The organism is Neisseria sp. P0021.S006 (assembly GCF_051956895.1).
This window is the reverse complement of the sequence record NZ_JBQCWZ010001062.1, coordinates 1-513: the sequence shown is the minus strand read 5'-3', so window position 1 is coordinate 513 and position 513 is coordinate 1. Positions and strand designations below refer to the sequence as shown.

Below are 513 nucleotides of genomic sequence, written 5' to 3'. Positions count from 1 at the left end.
TGAAAAAATCATTTCTAGTCATTTGGAAAAACACATCAACAATTATTTTGGGGATTTATACGAACACAGCAAAAAATTTGTCTTTCTTCAGCACGGAGTAACTAAAGACAATCTTTCTGCATGGACAAATAGCAAACAAAACCTACACTGTTTCATTACCACTACTGAGCCAGAAAGCCGCTCGATTAAGGCTGACTTCAATACCTACAAGCTGACTGAAAAAGAAGTAGCACTAACTGGATTTCCACGCTACGACTCCTTACTATCAAAAAATAAGCCCGACAGTCGCAAGATCCTGATTATGCCAACTTGGCGCAATAACATTGTCGGTCAAAATATCGGTACAGGTAGCAATACTCGTACGCTCAACAGTCCTTTTATGGAAAGTGACTATGCACGTTACTGGCAGGCTCTGCTTCACGACCAGCGCCTGAAGGAAATGGCAGAAACCTACGGCTACGAAGTAATTTTTGCACCACACCCAAATATCGAGCCCTATTTGGAAGTAATGAA

General features: G+C 41.1%; 1 protein-coding gene. It reads left to right on the top strand.

Going from position 1 to position 513, the window contains the following annotated elements:
- Nucleotides 1-22: 22 nt before the first annotated feature.
- The coding region (locus tag ACTHUM_RS18725) for a CDP-glycerol glycerophosphotransferase family protein (RefSeq protein WP_440403785.1) at nt 23-513 on the top strand (491 nt) is incomplete at its 3' end.